General features: G+C 43.2%; 28 protein-coding genes. 9 read left to right on the top strand and 19 right to left on the bottom strand.

Features of this window, described 5'->3' with window-relative positions; all coding sequences use genetic code 11:
- Window positions 1-3: 3 nt before the first annotated feature.
- Together bzdO and NWE91_06715 are read right to left on the bottom strand one after the other, a co-directional pair.
- The gene (gene bzdO, locus NWE91_06720; protein ID MCW3986083.1) at window positions 4-1,344 is read right to left on the bottom strand and encodes a benzoyl-CoA reductase, bzd-type, subunit O; all 1,341 of its coding nucleotides are present in this window, start codon (window positions 1,342-1,344) and stop codon (window positions 4-6) included.
- Window positions 1,345-1,368: 24 nt separating this feature from the next.
- The gene (locus NWE91_06715) at window positions 1,369-2,508 is read right to left on the bottom strand and encodes a 2-hydroxyacyl-CoA dehydratase (GenBank protein ID MCW3986082.1); all 1,140 of its coding nucleotides are present in this window, start codon (window positions 2,506-2,508) and stop codon (window positions 1,369-1,371) included.
- A gap of 157 nt (window positions 2,509-2,665) precedes the next feature.
- Between NWE91_06715 and NWE91_06710 the strand changes: the two genes are divergently transcribed.
- On the top strand, window positions 2,666-3,442 hold the full coding sequence (locus tag NWE91_06710; GenBank protein ID MCW3986081.1) for an enoyl-CoA hydratase/isomerase family protein: 777 nt from the start codon (window positions 2,666-2,668) through the stop codon (window positions 3,440-3,442).
- A 41-nt stretch (window positions 3,443-3,483) separates the two neighbouring features.
- Here the strand turns inward: NWE91_06710 and had are convergent, their stop codons facing one another.
- The 3 genes from had to NWE91_06695 all read right to left on the bottom strand — a co-directional run bounded on the left by had (window position 3,484) and on the right by NWE91_06695 (window position 6,945).
- On the bottom strand, window positions 3,484-4,590 hold the full coding sequence (gene had, locus NWE91_06705; GenBank protein ID MCW3986080.1) for a 6-hydroxycyclohex-1-ene-1-carbonyl-CoA dehydrogenase: 1,107 nt from the start codon (window positions 4,588-4,590) through the stop codon (window positions 3,484-3,486).
- A 45-nt stretch (window positions 4,591-4,635) separates the two neighbouring features.
- Window positions 4,636-5,805, bottom strand: coding sequence for a 6-oxocyclohex-1-ene-1-carbonyl-CoA hydratase (gene oah, locus NWE91_06700; protein ID MCW3986079.1), 1,170 nt, complete (start codon window positions 5,803-5,805; stop codon window positions 4,636-4,638).
- Window positions 5,806-5,925: 120 nt separating this feature from the next.
- Window positions 5,926-6,945, bottom strand: a complete 1,020-nt coding sequence (locus tag NWE91_06695; protein MCW3986078.1) for a phosphate uptake regulator PhoU — start codon at window positions 6,943-6,945, stop codon at window positions 5,926-5,928.
- Between the two features lie 136 nt (window positions 6,946-7,081).
- On the opposite strand from NWE91_06695, the gene NWE91_06690 reads away from it, so the two are divergent.
- From NWE91_06690 to NWE91_06675, 4 genes are read left to right on the top strand one after another with little or no spacing between them, the layout of a single operon-like run.
- Window positions 7,082-7,363: a MoaD/ThiS family protein gene (locus NWE91_06690; protein MCW3986077.1), complete on the top strand. Its 282-nt coding sequence runs from the start codon at window positions 7,082-7,084 to the stop codon at window positions 7,361-7,363.
- 13 nt (window positions 7,364-7,376) lie between these two features.
- The gene (locus NWE91_06685; protein MCW3986076.1) at window positions 7,377-7,520 is read left to right on the top strand and encodes a hypothetical protein; all 144 of its coding nucleotides are present in this window, start codon (window positions 7,377-7,379) and stop codon (window positions 7,518-7,520) included.
- A gap of 25 nt (window positions 7,521-7,545) precedes the next feature.
- Window positions 7,546-9,435 (top strand): aldehyde ferredoxin oxidoreductase family protein, encoded by a 1,890-nt coding sequence (locus NWE91_06680; protein ID MCW3986075.1) that lies wholly within the window; start codon window positions 7,546-7,548, stop codon window positions 9,433-9,435.
- A gap of 20 nt (window positions 9,436-9,455) precedes the next feature.
- Window positions 9,456-9,935 (top strand): 4Fe-4S dicluster domain-containing protein, encoded by a 480-nt coding sequence (locus tag NWE91_06675; GenBank protein MCW3986074.1) that lies wholly within the window; start codon window positions 9,456-9,458, stop codon window positions 9,933-9,935.
- On the opposite strand, the gene NWE91_06670 is transcribed toward NWE91_06675, so the two are convergent.
- The 7 genes from NWE91_06670 to NWE91_06640 all read right to left on the bottom strand — a co-directional run bounded on the left by NWE91_06670 (window position 9,932) and on the right by NWE91_06640 (window position 16,552).
- Window positions 9,932-11,458 carry a (Fe-S)-binding protein gene (locus tag NWE91_06670; GenBank protein ID MCW3986073.1) on the bottom strand — a complete coding sequence of 509 codons (1,527 nt, stop codon included), beginning with the start codon at window positions 11,456-11,458 and terminating at the stop codon, window positions 9,932-9,934. The genes NWE91_06675 and NWE91_06670 overlap by 4 nt on opposite strands.
- A gap of 79 nt (window positions 11,459-11,537) precedes the next feature.
- Window positions 11,538-12,617 carry an LLM class flavin-dependent oxidoreductase gene (locus NWE91_06665; protein MCW3986072.1) on the bottom strand — a complete coding sequence of 360 codons (1,080 nt, stop codon included), beginning with the start codon at window positions 12,615-12,617 and terminating at the stop codon, window positions 11,538-11,540.
- 34 nt (window positions 12,618-12,651) lie between these two features.
- Window positions 12,652-13,065 carry a Zn-ribbon domain-containing OB-fold protein gene (locus NWE91_06660; protein ID MCW3986071.1) on the bottom strand — a complete coding sequence of 138 codons (414 nt, stop codon included), beginning with the start codon at window positions 13,063-13,065 and terminating at the stop codon, window positions 12,652-12,654.
- A 5-nt stretch (window positions 13,066-13,070) separates the two neighbouring features.
- Window positions 13,071-14,219 (bottom strand): thiolase domain-containing protein, encoded by a 1,149-nt coding sequence (locus NWE91_06655; GenBank protein ID MCW3986070.1) that lies wholly within the window; start codon window positions 14,217-14,219, stop codon window positions 13,071-13,073.
- Window positions 14,220-14,272: 53 nt separating this feature from the next.
- Entirely contained in the window at window positions 14,273-15,838 is a 1,566-nt protein-coding gene (locus NWE91_06650; protein MCW3986069.1) for an acyl-CoA dehydrogenase family protein, read from the bottom strand.
- A gap of 114 nt (window positions 15,839-15,952) precedes the next feature.
- On the bottom strand, window positions 15,953-16,171 hold the full coding sequence (locus NWE91_06645) for a hypothetical protein (GenBank protein MCW3986068.1): 219 nt from the start codon (window positions 16,169-16,171) through the stop codon (window positions 15,953-15,955).
- Window positions 16,172-16,387: 216 nt separating this feature from the next.
- Window positions 16,388-16,552 (bottom strand): hypothetical protein, encoded by a 165-nt coding sequence (locus tag NWE91_06640; GenBank protein MCW3986067.1) that lies wholly within the window; start codon window positions 16,550-16,552, stop codon window positions 16,388-16,390.
- 182 nt (window positions 16,553-16,734) lie between these two features.
- On the opposite strand from NWE91_06640, the gene NWE91_06635 reads away from it, so the two are divergent.
- Window positions 16,735-17,730 (top strand): hypothetical protein, encoded by a 996-nt coding sequence (locus NWE91_06635; GenBank protein ID MCW3986066.1) that lies wholly within the window; start codon window positions 16,735-16,737, stop codon window positions 17,728-17,730.
- Here the strand turns inward: NWE91_06635 and NWE91_06630 are convergent.
- Genes NWE91_06630 through NWE91_06610 form a run of 5 tightly spaced genes read right to left on the bottom strand, consistent with a single transcriptional unit; the run spans window position 17,727 to window position 22,836 of the window.
- Window positions 17,727-19,091 (bottom strand): hypothetical protein, encoded by a 1,365-nt coding sequence (locus NWE91_06630; protein ID MCW3986065.1) that lies wholly within the window; start codon window positions 19,089-19,091, stop codon window positions 17,727-17,729. The two genes, NWE91_06635 and NWE91_06630, sit on opposite strands and share 4 nt — an antisense overlap.
- Entirely contained in the window at window positions 19,063-19,464 is a 402-nt protein-coding gene (locus NWE91_06625; GenBank protein ID MCW3986064.1) for a hypothetical protein, read from the bottom strand. The genes NWE91_06630 and NWE91_06625 overlap by 29 nt, the downstream gene beginning before the upstream one ends.
- 5 nt (window positions 19,465-19,469) lie before the next feature.
- Window positions 19,470-20,288 (bottom strand): type II secretion system F family protein, encoded by an 819-nt coding sequence (locus tag NWE91_06620; protein MCW3986063.1) that lies wholly within the window; start codon window positions 20,286-20,288, stop codon window positions 19,470-19,472.
- 2 nt (window positions 20,289-20,290) lie between these two features.
- Window positions 20,291-21,295 (bottom strand): type II secretion system F family protein, encoded by a 1,005-nt coding sequence (locus NWE91_06615; protein MCW3986062.1) that lies wholly within the window; start codon window positions 21,293-21,295, stop codon window positions 20,291-20,293.
- A complete protein-coding gene (locus NWE91_06610; GenBank protein MCW3986061.1) occupies window positions 21,295-22,836 on the bottom strand; it encodes a type II/IV secretion system ATPase subunit in 1,542 nt (513 codons plus the stop codon). Before NWE91_06610 ends, NWE91_06615 begins: the two co-directional genes overlap by 1 nt.
- A gap of 166 nt (window positions 22,837-23,002) precedes the next feature.
- On the opposite strand from NWE91_06610, the gene NWE91_06605 reads away from it, so the two are divergent.
- From NWE91_06605 to NWE91_06595, 3 genes are all read left to right on the top strand, one after another.
- On the top strand, window positions 23,003-23,473 hold the full coding sequence (locus NWE91_06605) for a molybdenum cofactor biosynthesis protein MoaE (protein MCW3986060.1): 471 nt from the start codon (window positions 23,003-23,005) through the stop codon (window positions 23,471-23,473).
- Window positions 23,474-23,484: 11 nt separating this feature from the next.
- Complete coding sequence (locus tag NWE91_06600) at window positions 23,485-23,748, top strand: class I SAM-dependent methyltransferase (GenBank protein MCW3986059.1); 264 nt, start codon at window positions 23,485-23,487, stop codon at window positions 23,746-23,748.
- 131 nt (window positions 23,749-23,879) lie between these two features.
- Entirely contained in the window at window positions 23,880-24,215 is a 336-nt protein-coding gene (locus NWE91_06595) for a hypothetical protein (protein ID MCW3986058.1), read from the top strand.
- Window positions 24,216-24,224: 9 nt separating this feature from the next.
- Here the strand turns inward: NWE91_06595 and NWE91_06590 are convergent, their stop codons facing one another.
- Both NWE91_06590 and NWE91_06585 read right to left on the bottom strand, forming a co-directional pair.
- On the bottom strand, window positions 24,225-25,232 hold the full coding sequence (locus NWE91_06590) for a DUF4332 domain-containing protein (GenBank protein MCW3986057.1): 1,008 nt from the start codon (window positions 25,230-25,232) through the stop codon (window positions 24,225-24,227).
- Between the two features lie 113 nt (window positions 25,233-25,345).
- Window positions 25,346-25,987 carry a rhomboid family intramembrane serine protease gene (locus tag NWE91_06585; GenBank protein MCW3986056.1) on the bottom strand — a complete coding sequence of 214 codons (642 nt, stop codon included), beginning with the start codon at window positions 25,985-25,987 and terminating at the stop codon, window positions 25,346-25,348.
- Between the last annotated feature and the right edge of the window lie 28 nt (window positions 25,988-26,015).

Raw genomic sequence — 26,015 nt, 5'->3', positions numbered from 1 at the left:
TTTTTATTCCCTCAGTTTTTTTAATCCCATACTTTCAAAGAAGGTGGTTAGGCGTGCTAGGGTTCCTGGAAGGTCGAATTCTCTTTCGTCGCCCATGTTCCCCTCAAAGGGGAAAACTGGCACGCCTGCTTCTACTAGGCCGTGACGGTTTTCAGCTATGTGAACGCTTAAACCTTCGCAGCCCCTATTGTAGTGCAGCAAGACTGCGTCAACCTTCCACTGTTTTACAATGCTTAATATCATCTTTGTCTTTGCTTCTGGTAAGTAGAAGTGCGCCCATTCCGGTCTGTCAACTGTCCATTCAACGATCATTCTTAGGGCCTCTTCCCTTGTTTGTGGCTTTCTTGGCGGAAGGTCTTTTGTCGCCCATGTTCCATCTGGGCGATACTTCCACATTCCAATCAGTCCATAAGTATAGAGGGACCCAAGCGAAACAACCCCGTATTTCTCCATTTCCCTGAAAATCCGTAGGAAACCCCATGGAGGCTGTGTGTCAGTGATCACTCGGAATCTCTCATTGGCCACGGCTGCTATTCCCCTTCTGACTCTGTCCTCAACCTCGGCTTTCAGCTTCTCGTAGAAGGTAACACATTCGGGGCGATGCTTCATAAGAGTTCCCATGACATATAGCGAATACATAGATTTTTCATCCAAAGGAGCTGGGACTGCTTGGTTTAAGGTGCAAATATCAGCCCAGAGTCTTGTTGCATTAATCTCGTTCCAAACAGCCTCACAAAGCAATTTATCGTCATACTCTCTTTCAGTAACTTTCTCTAACCATTCGACTCCATCATTTAGCTGCTGAAAAATGTAGTTTATCTTGTATTCTTCAAGAGGCTTATCCATCGGATAACCAACTGAAACATCTACACAATACATAGGTACTTTTTTGCCCTTCTTTTCCTCAAGCCACCTTGCAACTTGATACCATTTTCCGTGGCTGCAGCAGATGTGATCTTGCCAAATGAAGTCTGGAGCTGGATGCTCATCAATTACTTTTCCATCAGCAAGAATGTATTTGTCGAGTAGAATAGAGCCCCAATAGTTTCTCATGTAGGCGCAGAGGGTGCGTGGAAAGCCTGCTGCCTCGGTGGCTTCGTGGCATTTAGCTGTGAAGTCCTTGAAGAAGGCTATTGTTGCTCCGTAAGGTTCGCCCGTTAAGCTGTAGACATCTTCGCCGAGTCCAGCTGGTATGGAGCTGAAACTCCAAGCACCGCCAGCCCAGCGCACACCGCCTTTCTCATGAGCGTTTAGATAGTTCTCATAGTAGCTCTTTCTTAGGTTCTTGGCCTCATTCCAACACTTCAATTGTTCAGTTGGAAATTTTTTCATTGTTTCTACCATCCTTTTCACCTCTCAAGACAATTATTAAAACAAGTCCTCCAACCCCGTCAGCGTTTCTAGGAATGCTTCTACACGGGTTCTAAACTGTCCCCAAGGAACCGTCACATCAAATTCTAAGGGGTAGATGGGTACTCCTATGGACTTTAAGGCTTCTTTCAAAGGAGGAATTTCGATTCCATGTGGGTCGCAGAATTTGTTCTGTATTACGAGAGCCCCTTGAGCCTTGAATTCTTGAGCTAAGTTTACAACGTGTTTAACCCTTGTGAATTCTGGCCAGTCTTTGCTTGGACACGGCACCCTGTCTATGTAGCGTTCTGCGATCGCTCCTAGTCTGTCTTCTGAGGGACTTACATTGTTCCATAGGTATCTGCTTCCAGTACAATGCTCATCGATTACAAATGTTGCGCCTAGATTCTCCACGTTTTGCATGAAGATTCTGTCGTCGTCTTCGCTTCCAATTATCATCAGACGGGCACCGGGGTTTCGATTTAACTTTCGGTTTGGAAGTTCTCGCAGCAGTTGCTCCACAAGTTTGCTGTGCTCTTCTTTATCCACCATCTGGCTTGAAAGCACCATCTCCATGGCTTCAAGGCCGGTTATCTTCGGGTTGTCGAGTTTTCGGTATTCATAGATTTTCCGCATCAACTCCCTGTTTCTGTTCATTGTTCTTATTCCCCTGTCAAGATCGCTGTCGGTAACCTTCCTGCCAATCCACTCTTCTAGCGAATGCTTGAATTTTGCCAACTCTTGCGTAAAGTACGGTGTTGCATGAGGGTTTTGAACGCTGTGGGGAACATATATGTAATAAGCGTAGTCGACTGGTATGTGAAGCCGCCAAGCATTGAATGCCTGTCTCAGGTGAAGACAAGCTTGACCTTCAACGATTCCGTCCAAGTAATCGAATTTTCCCTTCAAACCTTGGGCTAAACAGTCACGGCACAGGTGGCAAAACATTGCGAATATGTAGGGTTCGGTAACGGTTGGTGGTTCATGGCTGCCAAGAATTCTGACATGTAGTATGTCGGCAGCATAGAGAATTTCTTCGGGCACATAGGTGCAAAAGTAACCTATGATCTTGCGATTGGTTCTCTCTTTCCATTCTTTCGCATATTCATGTCGATTATCTATCCAATCCTTAAACTTCTGGAATATTTCTTCGACCAAGCGAGCACTTCCAAGCACGTTATATAAATTGGAAGAGAAAAATATAAAATCTCCGCATTTATATTTTTCTGAACCCACAAACAGCCTCAGTTCTATACGAAGGCAAATCATATTAGGCAAACCAGCAAACTATTTTTCACAATTCGGAGGTTATACTTTGAGTCAAGACTTCAAAAACATCATTTATGAGGTAGAAGATGGAGTTGCCAGAATCACCATTAACAGGCCGCCACTCAACGTCCTAAACGTAGAGACAATTCAAGAAATAATTGCAGCGCTAGAAAACGCGGATGGTAACAAGAATGCATACGTAGTGGTCATTACTGGTGCTGGTGATCGCGCGTTTTCGGCAGGAGTTGATGTTAGTGCTCATCTTCCAGAAAAAATCGGTAGGACACTTGACCAGTTTCACAAGATGTTCCATCTACTAACTGATCTCCATAAACCAACAATAGCCATGGTTAATGGCTTCGCCTTGGGCGGCGGTTGCGAGTTGGCGATAGCTTGCGATATGGTTGTTGCTTCTGACAAGGCCCAGTTTGGACAACCTGAGATCAAAGTTGGAGCGATAGCCACAGTAGCAACGGTGTTACTACCCAAACTGATTGGAAGAAAACAGGCTTTGGAGTTGATATTCACTGGTGACACAATCAGCGCAACAGAAGCGCAGAAAATCGGTTTGGTAAACAAGGTTGTCCCACCTGAGAAATTGGCTGATGCGACTAATGAATTAGTAAATAAGTTGAAAAAAATGAGTCTAATAGTGCTACAGATGGTCAGAAGAGCGATTTATCAAGGAATCGATTCAGATTTTAAGGAGGCGTTAGATGGTGTAACTGATATTTATTTGAAGCAGCTGATACGGACGGAAGATGCCGTGGAAGGCTTGAAAGCTTTCTTAGAAAAAAGAAAGCCGGAATGGAAAGGAAAATAATAACATCTTTGTTGGCAGCACGCAACCCTTCGATCGTTGGTCTAGAAGTCGGGAGTGAGAACAACTCTCTTCATCAACTTTCTAGCGTGGGCTTCTTCAAAAACTTCTTTGATTCTGCTCATTGGCCGAGTTTCGGTGAAGGGTCTGATCTTGATAGTCTTGTTTAGGATCAACTTCAATACTTTCGGGTAGTATTCGGGCAAACAGCCCCAAGTGCCTATGATCTCGGCGTCGAACGCCATCAACCTTGAGATGCTATACTCGTTCTTCTGCATACCAAATCCTATTACAATGAGCTTACCGATGAAGGACAAGAAGTTGAGCGCTATTGCTTGTCCAGGAGCGGTTCCAGTCACCTCAAAGGTTATCCAACCATACTTGCTAGGAAGGTTATTGACTTTGCAAAGCTCTCGAAACTCGTCACGAACGATTTTTGCGTCTTTGCCCGTGGAGTTTATGACAAAGTCAGCACCGTACTGAAGGGCTCTTTTAAGCTTCTCAGGATTGCGAGCAATGCCAATTACGGTCTTGGCGCCAAAAGCTTTAGCCATCTGAGCCACGTAACTGCCAACCCCTCCTGTAACACCAACCACAACCACGTTGTCTCCCTGCTTAACCCCAGCTCTCATACACGCCTGATAAGGAGTTGTCACCGCATCAGCAATCACCGCTAACTCAGCCAGTTGAAAATCACCACGATCTTCTACCATGCACAAATCCGCAGAAGGAACGGGTACGTGGCTGGAGAATCCTCCGTAGATCCCTAAGCTGTTTCCAGGCATCCGCTGAGACAGACATCGATTTCCTCTTCCCGCAGCACAAATAGGACAGTTGTTGCAAGGCATAACGGCAGGCACGATAACCTCGTTTCCTATTAGCTTGTTATCGCCAGCCACCACAACACCGCTTATCTCATGCCCCAAGGTGAGAGGCGGCCTCGTGACCGTCGGAACGCCGTCATAAAAGTATCCAAGATCTGTGTGACAAACTCCACACCCCGCGATTTCTACTAATGCTCCACCTGGTTGAAGTTGTGGGACGGGGATCTCAGTAAGCTCCAGTTTGCCCTCAATAACTTCGCCAGTTTCTCTGTTTTTAGCCCATGGTCTTGTCATCTGCCAAGTCTGTATTTTGTCAGGTATTTCCATCATTTTTTCTTGTTCCTTCTTCATATTTAAAAAAGTTTGGAATCTTTATTTTTCTGCTGCTTTTTCGGTTGATTGACTCTTCGGCTTAGGCAGCACTGCCTCATACATTTCTTCGTCCGCAAGTTTTCCCTGTGCGAGCAGTTGGCGGAACTTGATGAAGTCGATCGTGTTCTTGCCCGTGATCTTTCTGGTGTTGAAAGCCTGGAAGCCTAGAAAAGCCTCGTAGTTCATGTTGGCGGCTAACCAGTGGCGGTTGTAGTCTTTTGTGTGATTCCAGAAGAACTTTTTCTTGGCTCGGATGCTGTCCATAGCTTTGATCAAGCAGCCCGGAAAAAGATTTGCAAAGGTCCAAACTATTTTGTTTACCTCTTCGTCCAAGAGCTCAAGGCTAATCTTGTTCTGTTCTCTTGCCTCTTTGATATAAGCCATAGCTTTCTTGTATTCTTCGCCTGTTTTGAACTCACCAAATACGATTTCGCCATCTCCCACGTACTTGTCTAGGATAACAGATGGGTTGCGAACCCATTTATCTCCGTCCTTGATTACTGGAACCACTTTGCTTATCAATCCAAGTCTTTTCATCTTATAGGCACTCCACATTTCACAGGAGACACAGTTCCACATGGCATCTTCAATGCTTAGATACCAAGGCAGGAAGTCTGAGGAGCCACCGTCTGGTGAAGAGCCGTGTCTAGGGCCAGCTTGTCCGAAAATTGCCAAGTCGGAAGTAACAGCCAAGTCACAAGCCATTCCGATTTCTTGTCCGCCAGCGACACGCATACCGTTTATTCGGTTAATGACAGGCTTTTTACACATCAGAATTGAATCTACCATGTGATTAAAAAGTTCCATGTATTCACCGTATTCGTTAGGCCGCATAGTGTAGTACTCAGCATATTCTTTGGTATTTCCGCCAGTACAGAACGCTGACGACCCAACTGCCGTGAAGACTATTGCCACGACGCTTCTGTCTAATGAAGCATTTTCAAAACCCGCTATGACTCCCTTCACCATCTCTGTCGTGTACGAGTTGTACTGTCGAGGATTGTCTAAGATAATCCAAGAGACAAATAAATCCTCGACTACCTTTCCTTCGGGGTCTTTTAAGGATCGCTTCTCGTATACAATGCGTGGAGCAGCATCTCCCCAATGCTGCGTGCCGTGGAGACCATGGTTCTTAAGTTCGCTTTCTCTGGGTAACCAATTCAATCCCAAATAATTCACTATCCCTTTTTCATTTAGTGGCTTATAACATTAGAAGGGTGTATATAAAAATTCAGTATTTATATTTGCGTTTCAAGGTTGAGGTTCAATCATCACGTTTCTTCCTGTTACCTAAACGGTTGGAGTAAGAACCCTGTTCATTCCATCATCTGCAATGGCGACCGAATAACCAGCTATTCTTCGCAGATCTCGGCATATCAATCCCATTGTAACAGCAGTATCAATATCCTTAACTTTTTTGATAACCTCTTTCAAAAGCTTCTTCTCCTTTTTTCTAACATCACCCATCTTGCGGAGAACGTGAACTGCAAGTTTCGTATCTTTCTTCAAAAAGGATTGAACAGCGTCTTTTTGCATGTTGTATGCTAGTTTAGATACTTCTTCTACCAAATTCAAGATCCCTCGGCTTACTTTTCTTTTGTGTTCAAGCGAAAGAACATGTCTGGCAATTTGGGAGCAATGATAAACCAGTCTGCTGAGATCTCTTGCCATCAGTGCAAAAGTGACACATTCCTGACAACCTCTTATCCCTATTTCTTTAGCAATTGCTTTACTTATGCTAGCCAGAGCAACTTGCCTTATCGTAAGCCTGTAATGCCTTAAGGCTTCTCCACTGCGCTCGATAACCTCTCTTGCAAGGGGAAAATCCCAATTTATCATTGATTTTACAACATCTTCTTGCAGGTGCAAAGAGAATGTAGAAGTCTTGCTTAGAAGTGATTCCAAGCGGAACGCAGCAGGATCAATCAAGACTTGAAAGCTTATCCTATTTGCTCCTTCTTCGGAAACCTCTACGCCAGGCATTGCGAGACGCAAAAGCTTCAGTTTTCTCTTCTGTTCGGCAGGAATAATTTCTTTAGAAACGATGTCAATTCGATCTGTTCCTTGGATGTAATAAGTGGCAATATTGTATTCTAGTGCCTTAATGTCAGGAAACTCTTCTAACTGAAGCATGACTTTCAACGGTTTTTCCGAAAGTGCAGTTACGGGATATACACTGAGAGATCCGTCATTTTCTTCTGAAATAACCATTTGCTGGCCTCTTTTCAGCCTTCTTGTATCTACCCATTTTTTGGGAATTGAGAGAGTGAAGCTACCTCCCTTTATTTTCTGTAATTTTCTAATTTCCAAATGTTCTACTACCCTCCGGGTTGCGTGTGCAATTCTATAAGTTATATAAATATGCTCTCAGTAATATTAATTCCGCAACAATTAAATTCAGCCCCACAACCCTAATACTTTTAGGATTCATCAACTTGTGAAGCTTATGAACGCTCATATTAAGATTCAGTTCTACGCCATGTTCAAGGAGATAGTGGGTAAAAAAGAAATCATCCATGACATTTACTCAGAGACCACTCTTGGAGAGGTTCTCACAATGTTGGCAAAGAAATATGGCAAAGACTTCGAAGAAACCATTGACAAAAAAACTGGGCAAGTTGATGTTAACACACTTGTAATGTTAAACGGTCAAAACATAAGAGATACAGATGTAAAATTGAAGGAGAACGATTTGATAATAATCACAATCCCTGTCGGTGGAGGTTGATAGGTGAGATAGAATGAGTGAGGTTAGATGCTTAAACTGCCTAAAGAGATTCCCTGTTCAATCAAAAGCAGAGACAGCAATATGCCCAAACTGCAAAACAAAATATCGAATATCTTGGCCGACGCTGAATCAAGCCAAAGTAAGAGGACTGGCCTAGGTTAACATCAGTCAGGTGATGAAAAATGGTTTGGAACAGAAAAGTAGCCTACGTAAACCTGTCAACAGGAAAAATTTCTCAAAAAACTGTGCCTAAAACAATGCGGACCTTGTATCTAGGCGGTAGAGGCATTGATATGTACATGCTCTACAATCATTTAAAGCCAAAAATTGACCCGTTGAGTCCTGAAAACGTGCTCTTGGTGGGAGCAGGACTGTTGGGAGGAATCCCATGTCTAGGTTCAGGACGATGCGACATCGCAACCAAGTCTCCCCTCACTGGGGCTGTCGGCGACTCCAACGTGGGCGGCTTCTTTGCACCCGAACTGAGATTCGCTGGCTTTGACCACCTTGCAATCACGGGAAAAGCTGACAAACCCGTTTATCTTCTAGTGAAGAACGATGAAATCAGAATAAAAGATGCCTCGCACCTTTGGGGAAAAGACACCTTTGAAACACAGACAATCATAAGACGAGATGAAGAAGATGAAAACATCAAATCTTTAGTCATCGGTGTTGCCGGCGAGAACTTGGTTAAATTCGCTAACGTGCGGACTGGAATGAAGAACTCTGCTGGGCGAACTGGCATAGGCTGTGTGATGGGCTCGAAGAATTTGAAGGCAATTGCGGCTCGAGGAATCATCCCGCTCGAGTTTCATTATCCTGACGAACTTCTTGAGTATTGCAGGCAAATGAATGACATGATAACGAGCACTCGATGGTCGAAAGCGCAGTCACGTTGGGGCACGATGATAATTTACAGCAACACAAACACCACAGGCTTGATCAGAACCAGAAACTTTCAACTCAACCGGCTGGAGGATGGTCAAGACTTGGAGCCTGAGAACATAGACCGATACTCCATTGGCACTTCTGGATGTTACGGATGCGCAGTGCACTGTCGACACCGCTACGTGCTCAGAGAAGGACCATACGCGCCCCTTTTTGGTGAAGGCCCAGAATACACGTCGTTAGGAGCCTTTGGAACGATGGTTGACTGCAAGAAAATGGAAACAATTCTCGTCGCAAATCACTTAGTCAATAAGCACGGTCTTGACACTTTGGAAACTGGAGGGCTAATAGCGTGGGCTATGGAACTTTACGAGAAAGGAATACTCGACGAAAAAGTGACTGATGGGCTGAAGTTGGAATGGGGTAACGAAGAAGCCATGTATGAGATGATACGTAAAATCGCCCACAGAGAAGGGTTCGGAAACACGCTGGCAGACGGATTTAAAGGAGCAATCGCCAAAATAGGAAAGGGTTCTGGGTACTATGCAATTCAAATAAAGGGTATGAGCAACCTCCACTCAGACGAACGTCCCACGCCAAGCTTTGCCTTAGGCATCGCAACCTCCACAAGGGGCGCCGACCACCTGCGAAGTCGCCCCGCAATAGATATGTACGGCTTACCAGAAGATCTTTTGAAAGAAACATACGGTGGCCCCGTGTCTGCAGACTATAATTCTTATGAAGGAAAAAGCCGAATGGTTTGGTGGCAAGAACTCCTCTATGCCGTCACAGACTCCATCGGAATATGCAAGTTCCAAACCGTTTTCTGCGCCGTGCACGCCCCCAAATGGAAAGAATTCTCGAAACTTATTCAACTGACAACTGGAATGGAAATTTCAAAGGCACAGCTAATGAAAATCGGAGAAAGAATCTACACGATCGAGAGATTGTTTAACCTGCGGGAAGGCTTCTCAAGGAAAGACGACGATCTGCCAGAACGTTACTTCAAAGAGCCCACACCAATCGGGCTACCCGTTGCAAGAAACAAGAAGATTAATAGAGAAAAGTTCAACAAAATGCTAGATGAATATTACGAACTCCACAGCTGGGATAACAACGGCGTTCCCACGACGGAAACGTTGAAAAAGCTTGGTCTTGACAAAGAACCGTCAAATCTTGTATGAGGTGGTTTAGTTTGCAAAAGATGTTAGCTATCGATCCTGAGAAATGCACTGGATGCAGACTTTGCGAAATAGCATGTTCGATTTATCATGAAAAAGCGTGTGCGCCCGAGAAGGCTAGGATTCACGTTACAAATTGGGAGAATGAAGGGATCTATATTCCGATGGTTTGTCAACAATGTGATGTCCCAATCTGCGAAATTGTTTGTCCTATGCATGCTGTAAAGAGGGATTCTGAAACTGGGGCGGTGGTTATAGATGATAATTTCTGTGTTGGATGCAGGTTGTGTGTGCAATTCTGCCCGTTTGGTAGCATTGGAGTGGATAATAAAACCAAGAAAATCACCAAGTGTGATCTATGCGGCGGTGAACCTGTCTGTGTCAAGTTCTGTCAACCCAAGGCTTTGCTGTATCTTGACCCAACCACACTGAGCATGAGAAAAAGAAGAGTGGCAGCCGAAAAATTCTCTGATTATCTAAAAAAGATGCTAACTATTATCTAAGAACCAACTTTAACTATGGCGTAGTCAACAATTTCGGCGAAGTCACAAATTCTGACTGGAATCAAGTTTCTAATCGACGCATAACGCAGATTCATTTGACACGTTGGACAAGCAGTTGCCAAAACATTTACGTTGAGCGGAACCACATCTTTTGCCAACCGGTTAAACGCTGAATTCATGCTAGCCCTATGGTTATACGACCAAAGCCCTCCGCCACCACCGCAGCACCTTGCAAGCTGCCTATTTAGTGACATTTCAGTAAGTGATAGGTCTGGTATTGCCTTCAAGACGTTGCGTGGAGCATCGAAAACCCCGCTGTGCCTGCCTAGAGAGCAAGGATCGTGATAGCTAACCCTAAAATCCAAACTTTTCAATTTAAGCTTTCCATTTTTTATCAAGTTTTCGATAAAGTGTGATGAGTGGAGGATTTCACATGGAAGTGAAATTCCCAAAATCTCTGGATAAAGCTTCGTGAAAGTGTAGTAGCATCCTGCACAAGGTGTAACAAGAGTCTCAACTCCTATTTTTTCAATTTTTGATAATACATCTTTTGCAACCTCTTTTGCCTCATCCCAAAGTCCTGTTGAAAACAGGACATATCCACAGCAGCCCTCCCTTTCCCCAAGCATCTTGAAATTAACGTTCGCATGGTTCAAAATTCTTAAAAAGGACTCAGCGGTTTTTGGGGTTCTGTCTGCCACCATGCATCCCACCCAGTATAGAACTTCGGCTTTTTCAGGCTGAGGTTGAAAAGCAAAGTCCTTCATCCATGAAAGGCGACGCTTAACAGAGACCGCTCCAGGGTCCCCAACTTCTATGATGTTTTTGGCTGTTTCGTGGAAAATGTCTGGCGCCAGTCCTTTTTCGGCGATTTGATGTCGGATTGCCAGTATGGCATCATTAAGTTCAAGGTCTTCAGAGCATTGGGCAAAACATAAACCACACTCAGTGCATGTGTATAGTATGTCAATCATCTTTTTGGAGATGGCGAGTTCTCCGTTTTGGAGACCTCTAATTATGATGGCTCTTCCCTTTGAAGACCACGTTTCAACTCCTTCAAAGGATGACGTGACTGTGCAATAACCGCTACAGGTTTTACATTCTTCGCATTTTGCGAAGTTTTTCTCCAAAAACAAGATTTTCAGGCCGAGGGCTAAATTTCTAGGGCTTCCATGCCCTCTCTCACGAATTTCATTTAAAATTTCTGCTGTCTCACTTATTTTTGATGGAACTCTTTTCAGTTCTGGAACTGGAACGTCATCTATTAAGATTAGCAGCTTCCTTATGCTTTGGGTATTAAGCGGTGCACCTCTCTTGACAACTGTGAAGCCCCTTTTCCCAGCTAGTTCGAGAATTCTTTGAGCTTCTTTAGATGAAAGTGTCTTAACAACTATGTCTGGCACTGGGTTTTGTTTCTCAAAGATTTTTTCAAAAGAATATACATAGAGGTCTTCAAGGTCTGTTAGAATCTGTTCTGGTTTCACTATCTGTTTTAAGTGTTCAATCACTTGCTGCGTGTCCATGTCTCCACTTTAAGCATGGCTTTTGATATAAATTCTCTTAGGATTGCGTTTACCTTGGGGTGTTCCTCTTCAGGAAGGCTTACTTCTCCTTGAAGTAGGGCATAACTTTCTCCGCGAAAAGCTGGCAGGTTTCCTTCAGAATCCTTGGTGAGACCTGAAAATTCATTACAAAGTGGCGACAACCAGCTTTAGCGAACTCGTCAAGCTTGTCTATGATATCATCGGGCGACCCAAAGAGGAAGGGTGACTTTTCAACGACATCATCTGGCAGCTCCCTAGACTTCGCCAGCCAAGATTTCCCGTCCCGCGGAAAAACAAGTTTAAATGTCATCTCAAAGTCGTATGTAGGAGGTTCGAATCCAATTTTTTCGAGTATCCTCGGCCTTGATAATAGCATCATCTTACCAGTCAGCATCATACTCTTTCTAGCGGTTTCTGCGTCCTTAGCAACTACTGCGTACATGAAATGGGCAGGCTCTATACTCGAAGGATCTCTCTCATACTTCTTCGCTGTTTCTCGTATTTTTTCGAGGTTATTCTTATACTCTTCAGGCACCAAGTTTGCAGGCAACCATCCGTCGCCATATTGGGCTGTCACCCTCATGGTTCTCGGTGAACTTGCAGCAATAAATATTGGAACAGTAGACCGATACTCTGTTTCAGAAATCGGTACCGCGGGTTTAGGTCGTAGGAAGGCTTTCTTCAACTCATAGTATTTCCCTTTGAAATCAACAAAATCTTCAGTAAACAATCTTCGGATAATCTGGATAGCCTCAATCGTTCTTCCCACTGGCTTGTCATAAGGAATGCCAAAAGGTACCAGGTTCATCGCCTCACCTAGGCCTATCCCAAGTATCGCCCGACCTTCTGATAAGACATCACAAGTCGCTGCCATTTGAGCTAAAGCAGCAGGATGATGCCGGTAGGTGTCGCTCACGCCAGTAGCCAGCTTGATTTTTTTCGTTTGTACAGCAAGGGCACAAAGAGTGCTCCAAGCGTGTAGAGCATCCCAACGCCTTACTCCGGTAGCCACAAGGTGATCAGGAATCCAATAGGAGTCGAATCCGATCTTCTCTGCCAACATGGCAGTATCGCGTATGACTTCCCAAGGATAGTTAGGGCATTCGACACCGAACTTTATTGATCCATAGGCTCTCATGTAAATACCCAGTCCATGATTTAATGCATTAAACTTAAACCTTTTTCAGCTCGTAGGTGATTCTGCCATTGGGTAATCGGAGTGGCGTGAGTCGGAGATCCATGCCGATGCGGATTTCGTCTCCATTTATGTCTTTGCTCAAAAGTGCATATACTTTTACACCTTCTTCACATTGTGCTAAGGCAATAGTATAAGGCAAATCGTCTTGGAAGCCAGTTGGTGCGAAATGAGCCAAGGTATATGTGAGTAGTTTACATCTTCCGCTTAACTCCTCCCACGTCATGTCCATTGACAAATCATCTGGGCAATCAGCTCTAGGAGGAAAGTAGAGTTTTCCACATTTGCTGCATCTGGTTGCCATGGTTTTTCCTTCCTCTAAGTACTTCACAAAATCCGCTACCTTAGTCTCTGAAACATAACTTATCTTCCCAAACTTGCTAAAACTCATGAAAATCACCTTCGCAGTATCGTCACATTTCCATACAATCCAATCCCACCAATGTTATGGACTAGACCGATTTCAGCGCCGTCAACCTGGGTTTTGCCGGCTATTCCTTGGAGTTGGAACACAATCGTTCTGATTTGCGAACCCCCGGTTGCACCTATTGGATGTCCTTTAGACAGCAACCCTCCATCAACATTCACAGGGATCTTGCCCCCAATGTACGTTTGTGATTCATCAATTAGCTTACCTCCCTCGCCAGGTTTGCAAAAGCCCAGGTTTTCATATGCCATCATTTCAGCTATCGTAAAGCAGTCATGCACCTCCGCCACATCCACATCCTTTGCCTCTACATGAGCCATCCTGTAAGCCTGCTTTCCAGCATTAATCGCACAGTCAAGACCAGTTAAATTAGTCCTACTCGTTGTGGATAGAGTATCGCTTGCAGCGCCTATCCCTGCCACCCAAACCGGGGTGTCCGTTATCTTCTTGGCCTTTTCTTCACTTGCCATGATCACGCACGAAGCGCCATCTGCGTTTGCGCAACAGTCAAACATCTTTAATGGGCTTGCTATAACTCTAGCTTCTAGACACTCTTCCAACGTTACTGCTCTTCGATACATAGCCAAGGGGTTTAAGAGCGAGTATTTTGCGCTTTTAATCTTAATCTTTGCCAGCTGCTCTTCAGTGGTTCCATATTTTTGCATGTGGGCGTGGGCGAACATTGCATAGCCAGCTGGCATCATGGTGCCGAAGGGTGACTCCCATTGTATATCTGCGCCTCTACCCATCCTTTCTTGGACTTCTGCTGAGGATATTTCTGACATCTTTTGGAAACCGATTACTGCAACTATATCGTGAAGTTTGGATTTTACGAAGCTGTACCCAACTTTTACCCCTGTACTGCTTGAAGAGCAAATAGACTCGGCGTAGAACGTTGGCTTGGGGGTTAGACCGAGATATTCAGATATCAGTCCAGCTGGGCTTCTCTGCTTATCATACTCTGGAGCGGAACAAATCACAGAGGTGTCTATCTCCTTAGGTGCGAGATTGATGTCTTCGAGAGCGTCCCTGAATGCCTTGAAGCACAGCTCTCGAATACTTGTCCCGCAACTTCTACTAAAAGGGGTTTGCCCCACTCCTACAATTGCAACACCCATTTCATATCTCCTCTAGTACTGATAAATTTGCTGAGTACATATGTGCGTGCATCTTAGATGTTGAGTTGCTTCTTAGCCCACTCAGGGAACCATTTATAATCTTCAAGCGGTTTTGCTTCTTTCAACCCTTTGTATGAGGCTTTTGCCAAAGCAATTCTTCTTTTTCTGTCACGATGGAGTTTAACGAGTCCTTTGGCTTCTAACGCGGTTATGATGCTGTCAAGCTTTTCATCTGTCACGCCTGTTAAGAGTGCTTTCATGTCGTTGCGGCTCATGTAAAGTCCTGGGTTTACTTTGTAGTCTTCTGCCAGCATTTCAAGCACAGTTTTTTCATTAATTTCTGTGATAGGTGAGAGGCTTAAGGTTGAGATAGGTACTCCTAATGTAGGATGCATGTGACGGTGCGGCATCTTCAGCTCCTCAGCCATTGTGCGTATTCCCTGTCTGAACAGAACCATTCTCATCACTTCGCTGGTTCCGGCGCCTAATTTGTTGACTTGGGTGTCTCTCATGAGTGCTTCAACTGGGTAGAACCGTGTCCAACCATCTCCGCCCATAACCTGCATCGCGTCAATCATATGTCTCTCGTAGGCTTCTGACGTGTAGAGCTTGGCGTTCGTTGCTTCCATCACGGCGTCTGCTTTCACGTCCATAAGATGTGCTGAGTGATACACAAGTAATCGTGCGGTCCGCAGTCTCGCAAACATGTCGGCAATTTTGAATTGATTAATCTCAAAATTAATTGACGGTTGTTTGAACTGAATACGTCTTTCTGAGTGACCAACAGCATATCGTATGGCTTCTCGCATAGGACCAAGCATCCCAGCTGCGAAAAGATTTCTCTCAAAGTTCAACCCGTCCACAAGAATCGTCCAACCCTCGCCTTCGGCTCCCAAACGAGAACTCATAGGCACCTTTGCATCATCAAAGTCCAAGTATCCATTGGGAAGTCCAATCCACCCTCCCAACTCGTTGATTCGCTCAAGGGAAAATCCTGGTGTATCTTTCTCAACGATAAATGCACTAAGATGCCTATACTTTGCTCTGTCTTCGGGATGGTCGCTGGTCCTAGCATACACACAATAAATGTCGCCCATACCTGCATTGGTAATAAAACGTTTCTTGCCATTAAACACATAGTGGTCGCCCTCCTGTGTCGCCGTCGTTTCGATGCTTGCCGCATCTGAACCCACACCGGGTTCGGTTATACAGATGCCTCCGAGCATGCCTTTTGCAACTTGGGGCAACCACTTTCGCTTTTGTTCTTCATTGCCAAACTTTATGGGTTGTTCTACACCGCCAAACATGGTTACCGAATAGGCCGCTGTCAGTGCAGCACATATGCGACCAAGTTCCTCCGCAATGATGCAAGAGCCCGTTACGCCAAGTTCTATACCACCATATTCTTTTGGAATGAGAGCACCGAACCACCCCTTCTCTGCTACTTCTTTAAGAAGGGTTGAAGGAAATTCTTGGGTCCAAGCGACTTCTTCTCCTTTCGACAAGTTCTTGTCGGCGAAAGTTTTTGCTTCTTCAGCCAGTTTCTTCTGCTTTTCATTCCACCATGGAAATATCTCCATCAAATTAAACACGACTTTTGGAGTATTAGAATGAAACATTGCTACACTTAAAACTTGCTAGACATCTGATGGCTTTTGAAACAAACTTTCGTTTCTTCCTCATGAAAAAACCCAAGAGAATGCTTGTGGTCAGGAATGCTGCTATGGCAGTGATTACGCCAACGGCCATTTCTGACCCCGTTTCAGGTATTGGTGGCGCCATTCAATCTCCTCCCAGTAGTAGCGGGTTTTTATGAAAACTGCTAGAACGGCCACTATTGCAAGCAAAGCATGCCCCCAATAAGCGTACCAGCCACCTAAGAAATAAGCGATTACTGGAATTAGAATAAAGCATAGCGCTATAATTAGTAAAAGCCCATAGATTTTTCTCATGCAGATTCCTTCACTTTTAAAAGAGTCATACTCTAATTATTTAATTCTTTAAAAGAGTAATCCTTCTCACAATAATTTTCTGACTAGTTGATTTGAACATATTGGCATGAAGAAGAGAAAGATGAATTGCGAATTCTGAAATCTTAAATCGACAAGTTTTCATACGACATAAATCAACTATTCCGGTGCCCACTTTGCCAAGAACTAGCTTTCAAGTTAGACGCTTTTGGGTAATGGAAATTCGTGCTTGCACTTTGGACACTTTGCACTGCTACATTGAACAACAGACGGGCATCCTGAACATGCAAAAGCTCTTCCATAACTAATGTCAAAGGTGAAACCGCATTTTGGACAACGAACTAACTGTTTGACTTTGGACAACCGTTTTTTCTCCTTTACGAAGCGCATATGAAAAAGCCTTATGCTGTTTTAAAAGTTTTCGCGTTGACACATCTATTCTCCAAAAAAGCAAAACCGAATGCTGGAAATGTTTAAGAGCGAAGTTAAGCAATCCTAAACTATCAGCAAATGGCGTGATGACAGGAAAAGTCAGGTAAGGGACAATGTCAAAAGCTTCCAAAGTAGAGAGGATGAATCTCTATAAAGATCATTTGGTTCAAGTGTTTCTGAGCAAGTTTCTAAGCGGAGAAATTGCAAAATTAGGCCCTGTTTTTGATCCAAATCGCGGTTACAAGTATCCTCTTATTGAAGCAATTTTAGGAGACTCTGCGAAAGTTGAAGACTTTTTGGCCGAATTAAGCAAATTTGGAATTCTAAAGAGAGAACTGTATGATAAAATCCTGTTTTGCCCCTATTGCAGCTCGCCAAAAGTCTCAATACATTATAATTGTCCCCATTGCAAATCGTTCAACATTAGAAAGAGCGCCTTGATAGAACATCTGCAATGTGGGTATATTGACACAGAAGAGCCCTTCAAAAGGGGAGACAAGCTTGTTTGCCCAAGATGCAGCAAAGAACTGGTTAAGCCAGATGTTGATTACAGAAAAGCTGGAATGTGGTGCACATGCAATGACTGCAAAAAGAGCTTTGACATTGCCGTTCCATCTCATTTCTGCCGAGACTGCCACAAAAATTTTACTTTTGAAGATGCTGTCTACGAAAACGTTTACTCATACAAATTAAGCGACGAATCAAAAAAAGAGGCTTCACTTGGATGGATTCTAGTCGCACCTATAAGAGAATTCTTGGAAAGTCATGGTTTCAAGGTGGAAACGCCTGGGTTTTTGAGAGGAAAGTCCGGTGCAAGTCACATGTTTGATATTACGGCTTTTAGGCAAGATGTTGCGAAAAACATGACAGTCATAGACCTTGCCACTTCGTCTGAGGATGTTATCTCTGAGCAGCCAGTAATCGCCATGTTTGCCAAAATCTATGACGTTACCCCTGACCACGCATGCTTAATTGCAATTCCTAAGACAACTGAAAACGGGAAGAAAATGGCAAAACTCTACAACATCACCTTGATTGAGGCGAAAAGCCCGAAAGAAGCAATAAAAGCTTTGGAAAGCAAATGCAATAAGCTAAAAAATAATTCTTAGCTTGGTGAGTAAACAGCGATATTTCCCCGCTCAGTTGTGACTTTTACGAAATAGGAATCATCTGGCAATGAAATATCTGTGCGGATGTAGTTTATTGATTCTCCTGCATTGATATAAATTTCTGTCACATATCTTGTGTGAATTGTGGAGTTAACAATCCATAATGAGATTATGTGACAGGTCAAAGCTCCTTCGCTCTTGAAGGAAAAACACGTTCCTTCAATAAGCACTCTAACAGCTAGAAAGTCTATATCGATAGTTGTTTGATTAATGTCAGCGCCTTCGTCGTGGAATTTGATGTTCATTATGCCATCTTCGCGTATATAACCCAGCCATTCGTCAGTAAGGTCTACGGTGTAATAGTCCCATGCTGTCGTAGATAGATGTCCTGCAGTAGAGTTGAATCCATTGTCGCTGTATTTTCCAGAGGTCCAGTTATATGCCTTTAGATACCACCTTTGCCCAGCATCACTTGCTCTATACCTTAACCTAACTTCTACACCTTTCACCTCTGTTAAGGAGTACGTAGAGATATCCATCGTGAAAATTCCATTTATGTCAACAATTGCACCATGGTTGACAACTACCCAAACCTTTGTTAGCCTGACGAATCTGTCTTCGAAACTTCTGGCAAAGGCTCCTGCTTGCAAAGAATTAACTTCATCCCAAGTCCATGGTGCCCCCGAAAGAGGGTTTGTATCGTACTGTGTGTTCAAATTCTGGTAAGATGTCGTCAGAGCTATGTTTTCAGACGTATGATCTGTGTCATGCGTTCTGATTAGTGTTCTGATGTAAGATGCAGGTCCTAGGACATTGTTGTGTTTTGCTCTTATGTACACTCTGACCCAATTGATGTTTCCAGAGCCTGCGATGTCCTTCAAGCTGTACACTTCTCTTCGCCAACTTTGAGTCGTTGTTTGGACATAGGAATTGTCGTCGTCAGGAGGGTCTTCGTTGCAGCAGTTCCAATGTGCCGTTTCTGTAGGAACTTCTGTGCCCCATTCTGCATAATGTCCAGCAGCATTTGGGTGGATTGTTGTCTGGTTTTCTTCTTGAAAAGTTTCGTATGAATTGTCAACAGCAGTTGTATCTTGGTAAGTGCTATTGATGTGGCTGCCAATGCTTACTGTATATTCGCTTTGCGTTGTGAACCATACTGAGCTGTTTATTCTCGCAACATCTGTGATTTTGAGCTTCTCTTGCATTTTTTCCCAGTCAAGCTGGTTCATCTGATAACTCCACAAGATGACGTTAGAGGCCACTATCACTAGAATGACAAGGCTTAGCACTATAACTATGATGTTGCTAATGCCACGCTTATTGCGTCTAAACCTATGAAGGTGCCTTATAATAGTCGACAATTTTCGTTCCTCTACTAGTCACTACGTTTATATGCTGCACGCCACCAGCATCCCAACTGAAAGTAACATTTAGCCATCCATGATCCCCAACTTCCAGCGTGAGCGGTGTAAAGGATTGGCTTGTGAAGTCCACATACACCGATGACACTTCAATCGCCACTTTTCCTATATTACGGAGATAAATCGAAATTCCATCAGGTGTAAACCATACATCCTCTGCGACAACGCGTTCTCCCATAATTTGATGCATGTTGTCGGTTATCACATAGGTAGCTGAAGCCGCCAAAGACATGGCCGCCACAGCCACAACAGTAAGTAGAACATTACTTAGAACAGGCGTAACTCCACGCTTATTCCTTAAAAATCGCCTCATCACAATCACCAAGTAAACAGTTTCAAAGTAGCATATCCAGTTGCCATGAGAATTACACTATGTTTCAACCCAGCGCTTACGGTTCCTTCACCCATTTTTCCAGCAACTAATCCGCCGAAAAACGCTTGCATAAGGCTCATGTGGAAGAAAATGCGCCACGCTTCTTCAGAAGTTAATGCGGAAAAACCGATGATTGGTGAACCGCCCATTTTTACGAAGAACGTTTTGAAAAGCAATACTATAGTAAAAACGAAGACAAAAAATGCAACATAAATTATTGCGATGTAAGGTCTTGTTTGAGCCTTTCGCTCCTTCTCCATGTTAAGAGTGGATTGAATAAAGCTTTCCATCGGAGCAAAGACCTTCTCCACGCGCCCTCCAGATCGGCTAGCCTCAATAATCAAAGGTACAGTCCTCTGCACTAGAGCAGTGTCAACACGCTTACCAAACTCTTGAAATGCCTCTTCAAAAGATAAACCCCAAGACATCTGATTCACCATTTTCCTTAACTCCGCAGTTAGGGGACCATAATTTCGTTTTGAGGCTTCTTCCAAGGCTTGAGGTAAAGGCATACCTGTCTGTTGAGCCTGAACAATGCTTCTAAACAAGTCGGGCAAGTGTTCGTCTATTGATTTTTGCCAGCGGTATTCTAAATAATTTAGCACTGCAGTAGGAAATACAGCAACTACTGTAGCGAAAAAAAGATACTCGTCAAAAAGGGGTTTTCCCGCTAATGTTATGACTGCTGTCGCTACTATAACGAGACCTAAACCGATAGAGACTGCCCAAGCGATTTTCTTTTCCCGTGTTTCAACTTTTAGCACTTTCACCACCGTGGCGTAAGAGCATCCAAGATTATTATGAAGATGACTGAGCCAACAGGTAGGACAATGTATGTTAAAAGCATCAACAGCAAGGTTGGATTCATTATTCCGAACCCGGCGCCTCCAAGCATAGCCATAACCGATAGCATCACAACGAAAATAAGCGGTCCTGCTACTAGTAATGTTACATAGAATTCCGAAAGCACTCCAAGAGTATCTGAAAACTTTCGCAAGGTAATATTTTTAAGCTTCATGTTTTGTCGCGATCTGTCCAACAAATAAGACATTAAATTGCCGCCAGAGTATATTGTTGCTATGAAGCCTTCAAGTAATTCTCTAAATCTCTCAGAAGGTGTGCGTCTTGACGCATTCTCTAAAGCAGTGATTATGTCTGCACCAAAAAGTTCCACATCTCGAACGATGATTCTTGACTCATCAACGACAGCCAATCTCTGAGGAATATTTGAGAGAGCGCGAAACATTTTGGCAGGCGGTATGCCTGCACCTGCTAGAATTGCCAAATAACCCGTTGCAAAAGACATGCTATCATCTAAGTTTCGTTTAATATTGTCGGCTCGGTAAACAGGATAAATGTAAAAGCAAATGATAGTTATAGCGCCCGCAAGCAAACCACCACCTACGCCAAAAAGAAGGGATGGAAAGAACTCTATCTGTAGGATAAGATGCAATGTTGAAGGAACAAAAAACATTGTGAAAACAGTAACTACTAGGCTAGTTAGAAGAGTAAGGCTGACGTAGGGCTTAAAACTTATCTTCATGCCAGATCTATGCAGACCAATAACCATGTCTCTGAATAAAGGTAAAAAACGATTTGTTCTTTCTCCCAAAAGATGGTAAGCGAAAAGTTCAGGCTTCCACTTTGTTTGCTCTATATTCTCCGTTGATTGGCCAAAGTGACTTAGGGGCGAAGAAATTTTTAAGCGAATTTTGTCCATAATGCGTTGGCGTATCTGGTTTACTGACTTCTTAAGACGAGTAAAGCTCATTAGCTGCCCATCCTTGCCTTTCTATACATTCGATCAGGGTTTGCGTAGTATTCTCGGATAACGTTGGCGACTTCGGTGTATTTTCGTATGTTTTTTCGAACCATCCACTCCAGAACAGCTTTTCTTCTTTCCAGTTCTCCACGAATCTCTTCTACACTAATTCCTGTTTTTTCCATGTTTCTTTCCAAAATATGACTTCGCCCTGTGTATTTGAAGGAGTCACTCCTAATGTCCCACTTGAACACGTCATTCGTAAGCAGTTCTTTTGTCCCAGGATCAAGAGCAACAACCTCGGTCACAGCTGAGGTTCGCCTTGCAGGCTTATCATCAATTTCTGTCCTTACCTGGATTGTCACAACGTCAATCATAGCCAGTAGAGACCTCGGTATGTTCATGGGCTCAGATTCCAGCCTGTGCACAACTGAGTCCACCGACTCAGCGTGGATTGTGCTCATACCCAGATGACCTGTCGCCATAGCTTGGAACAATGTATATGCTTCTGCACCTCTCACTTCACCTACGATTATGAAGTCGGGACGCTGACGTACTGCCGCTTTTAGAAGATCAAATAATGTTATGGCACCTGGGCCTTCCTCTCCACATCCAAAACTCGCTCGTACAATAGAGGGTATCCAATTTTCATGAGGTAAGTTAAGTTCAGCAGTGTCTTCTACACTTACAATTTTTAACTCTGGCTTAATAAACATAGATAGGCAGTTAAGAACAGTTGTTTTGCCGGAAGCCACCCCTCCCGCTACCAGAACAGATGCCCTATTTTCTATCGCATACCAAAAATAGGCAGCCATTCCAGACGATAACGTGTTGAAGCCTATTAGGTCCGAAATCGTGAGGGGGTCGACACGGAAGCGTCGTATTGTAAATGTTGAGCCACGTCTGGTGATTTCGTTTCCATATGTTAGTTGAATGCGACTTCCGTCTGGAAGAGACGCGTCTAGCATGGGAGATGCCATGGAGATGCTTTTGCCGGAAAGGTACGCTAATCTCACAATGAAAGAGTTTAACTCGCTTTCATCTTCGAAAATTATGTTGGTGGGTAGAGATTCGTATTCGCGATGCCAAACATAGATCGGAATATTGACGCCGTCTGCAGAAATATCTTCAACCATGCGGTCTTTCATTAAAGGGTCAATTTTTCCATAACAAACAAAGTCGCGTACAATGTAGTACATTAGTTTGTCTATAGCCTCTTCAGCAATTTTTAGGCGATAATTCTTGATGACTTCTTGGATTTTTTGTTTCAGATATTCTGAAGCTTTTTCTCTTGTGTCAATTTCTTTTAAGTTTACATCGATTTCTTCCATCAAAATGCCTTTTATTTCCTTAAGCATTTCAGCTTCTTCTTCAAGCAGTGTTGGTTCGATTACTTTATAGCTGATTTTATGGGTTTTGGGATCTTTTACTATGGCGGCGTATGCATATGGCTCTTGAACGGAGTAGACCTGTCTGAATACCGAAAGCTGTTTTTTTCTGATTTTTTGTTGTGTTTTTTCCACTGTTTTTTCACCTTTGTTTTTCAGCATGTGTTCTGCTTGAAGGAGGGTTCTTGGTTTTATTCGAATACTGACCATATAGTGTAGCAAGTCTTAATAAAGTATATGAATTCATGATAACCCGTTCCTCAAACACACACCAACTCCACAAAACTTTACAAGAACCAAAACACAGTGAACAAGCATGATGAAACCCTTGACAAGAAAAACAGGAGTTCACAAAAAGGGAACCATAAAACTCACAAACATCATTCAAACCGCAAAAGCAAACAAAAACTTCCACAAAGCAGGCGCCATCGCACTATTCATCGGCGTTGTCAGAGGCGAAACCAAAAACAAAGAAAAAGTCAAAACTCTTGAACTAGAAGCATACAAAGAAAAAGCCAACGAGGTCCTAGAAAACATCTGCAACGACCTAAACAAAAAAGAAGGAATAATCGACGTTCAAATCCATCACCTACTCGGCAACTTTGAAGTCAGCGAAGAACTCGTCTATGTCCTAGTCGCAGGAGCACACAGAAATAAAGTATTTCCCATCTTGCGGGAAGCGGTGGAACGGTACAAAAAAGAGGCCCCCATCTTCAAAAAAGAATACGTAATCAACAAAGAAGGAAGAACAAAATCCTACTGGGTCAGCGAACGAGAACACAAAATAAACAGTCACTGAGGATAAGACTAATGGCTTACAAAGCCTCCCCACGCTTTTACGGCCTCTTTGCCAGCGAAAACGATGTTCCCTACTACAAAGAGTTAGGACTGCAGTATGGAAACGCTTTAGAAGTAGGTGTAGGCACAGCCAGAGTAGCCTTAGAATTAGCAAGAGCACGTGTAGAAGTTTGGGGCATCGATAATTCGCTCCACATGCTGAAAGTAGCAAGAAATAAGCTGAAAAAAGAGACAGAGGCGGTGCGAAAACGATTAAACTCTTTGAAGCAGACATGAAAAACTTTAACTTAAATAAAACGTTCCCTCTAGCATATATTTCCTCATCAACCATCCAGCATTGTGCCAAACAAGAAAGCCAAATTGCTTGCTTAAAAGCAATAAACAAACACCTGTCAAGAAATGGCTTTTTGGCCTTCAACCTGATCTTGCCGTCAGCAACCTATAGCAATAATTTAAGATTCATCGGCAAAGCAAAATACAACGACACAACAGTAATGCGTTTCATCTCCTACCAGCCAAACTGGCAAGAACAACTTCTCGAAGTCTTGCTATTTTTTGAGGTCTACAAGAATGGTGAAATGACCAAACGTGTCTGCGACGCTTCTATCATAGCAATGATAAGCAAACGGGACATGTTGCTTCTGCTCGAAGAAGCATGGTTTAAAGTAGAGAACGTTTATGGAGATTACAGTAAATCAAAGAGAATAGTGAGCCAAGTTGTCATAGAGGCGAGAAAGATTTAGCATCATGAATCATTGCGTTTTTGCCAATCTGATCCATGAAGCGATTTCTTCCAAAGTGGGTTTTTCGTCTTCTTTGATTTTTCCCTCTTTCACGTAAAGCTCAACAGTCTTTGCTACTCTGGCGCCAAGACTAAAAGTATCCTGAAGCGCCAGTTCTTGCTTAGAATTTACTCCACTTTTTAAGAGAAGCACCGCATCTTCATGATGAACTCCTGGGATCATTAACAATTGCATTATACTTTGCAAGCTTTTTGCTTCACCCTCAGTCATAGTTTTTGTCAGCGCTATTTCGAGAGGGCTCTTCAATAGTAAGTCTTCGATTTTTTTTATGCCATTCAGCTTTAGCTGTCGAACTGTACCTGGTTTCAATATCTTTCCTTCGAGTACACGAATTTCGTTAGTGCTAGTTATATAAGGCTCAGGAATAGAATCAAATTTCGCTATAATCTCTTTTATGCTTTTCAAGTTTTTTTCTACAATCTCTATGGCTTGTAACTTCTTCCTTAACTTTGGCAACTCTTTTTGGGCAGTTTGAATTTTGCTTATTTTATGTTCCATTTTCAGGAGTTTCTTTTGCGTTGCTTTGAGGATTTTTTCGTGGGTTTCCATGCTTTCTTTCAGTTTATTGTCCAATTCTCCAAACTTCTTCTGCAGGACTTTCATACTCTCTTTCAATTGGAATTCTCTCAGCCCAAGCTTTGCTAGAGCCTCCTCGGTTGAAGTTTTGATTTCCTCACATTTCACATCAAGTTGTTCCTCAAAATCCTTGCTTAGTTGGTATAATGGCAACTCCATCGATTCGCCGCGAAAAACTACGTAGCACACTGCTCCGATGAAAAAGAAAGTGGTTGTTAGGGTTGCGATGAAGTAGGTAGTGACCTCTAATGAGAATGAAGAAAATGCGACAACATTGACGCCTTCAACCTGCCACAAGATCCACCCATGCAATGTGCCTAAGATGGCTAAGAAAGCGAATATAATAAGTATCCAAACTGCGAGGGCTTTTTTGGAAGTCAACGCTATCCCTTAAACAAACTAGCATATTTGACAATTTAACGTTATGAAGCAACAATAATTATTACTGCTACGCGTACGCGCTGTGATCGACATCTACGAAACATAGATGTCGCTCAAAAGAAATTGAGAAAGAATTGGATTAGATAAATTATAACCAAGAAGGCAATGAGCAACAGAATTGTAACGCTTAAGTTCTTTGCCCATTTACCTTTACTCAACGCTATGCCAAAAGGAATCCCTAGGAGGAAACCTGTGACATGAGCTATGTATCCTACATTCCCACCTAAGTTCATGCTCACCGCGAGAACATTAAGAATAAAGAACAAAATCGCTACCAAGCCTAGGGGCATGAAAAAGAAAAGCCATGACGATTTTAACGGTTTGATAAGCATTGCTGCAGCAGACAAGGTGAAGATGGCTCCAGAGGCTCCAATCATTGGAACGTTGAATCCATAGTAAAATGAGCTAATTATAAGAGAGCCAACTCCTCCTACGAGAAAAGCTGTCATTGTCAGTTTTGCACCTGCGTCTTCTTCGACTATCCTCCCGAAAACATAGAGAAAAACCATGTTACTTATCAGGTGTATTGGATCAAAATGTATAAAAAGAGATGTGACAGGAGTCCATAACGCACCTTGTGCCAATCTGCTTCCACTGTAAACTAGATATTCTTCTGCAAAGTTTGAATATACATCATACCAATAGAAGAGACTAACCAATGTGCAGATGATTATCAGGAAATTTGTCTTTTTCAAACTTTCATCAAACCTAGAGAATTGGTGA

The sequence above is a fragment of the Candidatus Bathyarchaeota archaeon genome, from assembly GCA_026014805.1.
Lineage (GTDB): Archaea > Thermoproteota > Bathyarchaeia > Bathyarchaeales > SOJC01 > JAGLZW01.
The sequence above is the reverse complement of the archived record's forward strand: the minus strand, read 5'-3'. Positions and strand labels throughout refer to the sequence as shown.

Excerpts from the sequence above, each read along its gene's own strand:
- had (MCW3986080.1), bottom strand. The coding sequence starts at position 4,590 with ATGGAAATACCTGACAAAATACAGACTTGGCAGATGACAAGACCATGG.
- NWE91_06600 (MCW3986059.1), top strand. The coding sequence starts at position 23,485 with ATGGCTTACAAAGCCTCCCCACGCTTTTACGGCCTCTTTGCCAGCGAA.
- NWE91_06660 (MCW3986071.1), bottom strand. The coding sequence starts at position 13,065 with ATGAGTTTTAGCAAGTTTGGGAAGATAAGTTATGTTTCAGAGACTAAG.
- NWE91_06675 (MCW3986074.1), top strand. The coding sequence starts at position 9,456 with ATGTTAGCTATCGATCCTGAGAAATGCACTGGATGCAGACTTTGCGAA.
- NWE91_06645 (MCW3986068.1), bottom strand. The coding sequence starts at position 16,171 with ATGAGAAAAATCTATGGGCTTTTACTAATTATAGCGCTATGCTTTATT.
- NWE91_06610 (MCW3986061.1), bottom strand. The coding sequence starts at position 22,836 with ATGCTGAAAAACAAAGGTGAAAAAACAGTGGAAAAAACACAACAAAAA.
- NWE91_06655 (MCW3986070.1), bottom strand. The coding sequence starts at position 14,219 with ATGGGTGTTGCAATTGTAGGAGTGGGGCAAACCCCTTTTAGTAGAAGT.
- NWE91_06685 (MCW3986076.1), top strand. The coding sequence starts at position 7,377 with ATGAGTGAGGTTAGATGCTTAAACTGCCTAAAGAGATTCCCTGTTCAA.
- NWE91_06625 (MCW3986064.1), bottom strand. The coding sequence starts at position 19,464 with ATGAGGCGATTTTTAAGGAATAAGCGTGGAGTTACGCCTGTTCTAAGT.
- bzdO (MCW3986083.1), bottom strand. The coding sequence starts at position 1,344 with ATGGTAGAAACAATGAAAAAATTTCCAACTGAACAATTGAAGTGTTGG.
- NWE91_06670 (MCW3986073.1), bottom strand. The coding sequence starts at position 11,458 with ATGGACACGCAGCAAGTGATTGAACACTTAAAACAGATAGTGAAACCA.
- NWE91_06665 (MCW3986072.1), bottom strand. The coding sequence starts at position 12,617 with ATGAGAGCCTATGGATCAATAAAGTTCGGTGTCGAATGCCCTAACTAT.
- NWE91_06635 (MCW3986066.1), top strand. The coding sequence starts at position 16,735 with ATGTCAAAAGCTTCCAAAGTAGAGAGGATGAATCTCTATAAAGATCAT.
- NWE91_06680 (MCW3986075.1), top strand. The coding sequence starts at position 7,546 with ATGGTTTGGAACAGAAAAGTAGCCTACGTAAACCTGTCAACAGGAAAA.
- NWE91_06650 (MCW3986069.1), bottom strand. The coding sequence starts at position 15,838 with ATGTTTCATTCTAATACTCCAAAAGTCGTGTTTAATTTGATGGAGATA.
- NWE91_06615 (MCW3986062.1), bottom strand. The coding sequence starts at position 21,295 with ATGAGCTTTACTCGTCTTAAGAAGTCAGTAAACCAGATACGCCAACGC.
- NWE91_06690 (MCW3986077.1), top strand. The coding sequence starts at position 7,082 with ATGAACGCTCATATTAAGATTCAGTTCTACGCCATGTTCAAGGAGATA.